The sequence below is a fragment of the Sivoneniella epilithica UHCC 1019 genome (assembly GCF_040830845.1).
Classification (GTDB): Bacteria; Cyanobacteriota; Cyanobacteriia; order Leptolyngbyales; family Leptolyngbyaceae; genus ULC077BIN1.
In genome coordinates this window covers 1-1,425 of record NZ_JBFPDP010000110.1, presented here as the reverse complement: position 1 = coordinate 1,425, position 1,425 = coordinate 1, and the positions used below count along the sequence as shown (strand labels likewise).

At 51.0% G+C, this 1,425-nt stretch carries 1 protein-coding gene; it reads left to right on the top strand.

Features of this window, described 5'->3' with window-relative positions; genetic code table 11:
- Nucleotides 1–69: 69 nt before the first annotated feature.
- Nucleotides 70–1,401, top strand: a complete 1,332-nt coding sequence (locus tag AB3R30_RS26840; RefSeq protein WP_458652263.1) for an IS5 family transposase — start codon at nt 70–72, stop codon at nt 1,399–1,401.
- Nucleotides 1,402–1,425: the final 24 nt, after the last annotated feature.

Below are 1,425 nucleotides of genomic sequence, written 5' to 3'. Positions count from 1 at the left end.
TAGTTGTCCCTGAAAAACTATCCAGATAGGAAGGGATAAGGGATTCAAGGCATCGAGAAGGGTGTAAAATTGCCAGAAAGTGAAGCTAAAGAGGCAAAAGCTGGTGAAATGAGTCGAGGATTTCGCCCTAAACTTGGGGCATCATCAGGGCACAATCGCGTGCTGTTGCAGGAACAGTTGAACCTAGACCATCCATTGGTCAAATTAAGCCAAGCGATAGAGTGGCAGGAGTTTGAGGCTGAATTTGGCAACCCAATGAGCCGCGAAGGGGGACGACCTGCGCTGCGAACTCGGTTGATGGTAGGCTTGCACTACTTGAAAGCACTCTACAACGAGAGTGATGAATCGGTCGTTGCCAAATGGGTAGAAAATCCCTACTGGCAATACTTTTGTGGAGCAGAAACGTTTGAGCATGAGTTTCCCTGCCATCCCACGAGTTTGGTGAAATGGCGGCAGAGAGTCGGGGTAGAAGGGGTAGAGAAACTGCTCCAACAAGTGCTGCGTAGTGCGACTGTGCAGCAAGCGCTTCAACCCTGTGAGATTGAGCGAGTCACGGTAGACACCACAGTGCAGGAGAAGGCGATTGCCTTTCCTACCGATGCCCGGTTGTACGAGAAAGCCAGACGAGCGTTGGTGCGAGTTGCCCGTCAGCACCAAGTGAAACTGCGGCAGAGCTATGTGCGCTTAGGTAAGCAGGCATTGTTTTGGCAGAGTCGCTATGCATCAGCACGTCAAGCCAAACGAGCTAAAGCGCAGACTCGGAAACTGCGAACGTACTTGGGACGAGTCGTGCGTGACATTGAGCGCAAAATGAGTGATATCCCGCAAGCAGTGCAATCGTTGTTGGAGATTGCCAAACGGATTTATCAGCAACAGCCTAAAGATACGGGCAAACTCTACAGTGTTCATGCCCCCGAAGTGGAGTGTATTGCCACAGGTAAAGTCCACAAGCGCTATGAGTTTGGCTGCAAAGTTGTGCTGGCGACCACCGCTGCCAGCAATTGGATTGTCGGCATTGATGCAGTCCATGGCAATCCCTACGATGGCGCAACGTTGAAGGGTGCACTCGCTCAAGCCGAAAAACTCACCGCTGTTAAACCCAAACAGGCTTTTGTGGACAAAGGATTTCGCGGCACAACTCATCATCCCTTGGAGGTCGAAGTGTTCGTTGCGGGTACTCGCAAATTGACGGGCGCACTCAAACGCTGCCTCAAACGCCGCAGTGCTATTGAACCTGTAATTGGGCATAGCAAACAAGATCATGCTTTAGGACGCAACTACTTACAAGGTCAAATTGGCGACCGGATCAATGCCTACCTTGCGGGCTGTGGCTTCAATTTGCGTAAACTGTTCCGCTTCTTTTTGACTCATCCCCTGATTCACTCTCAGGCGATCGCCTGAACTCCAGTTTTTCAGGTTCGACTA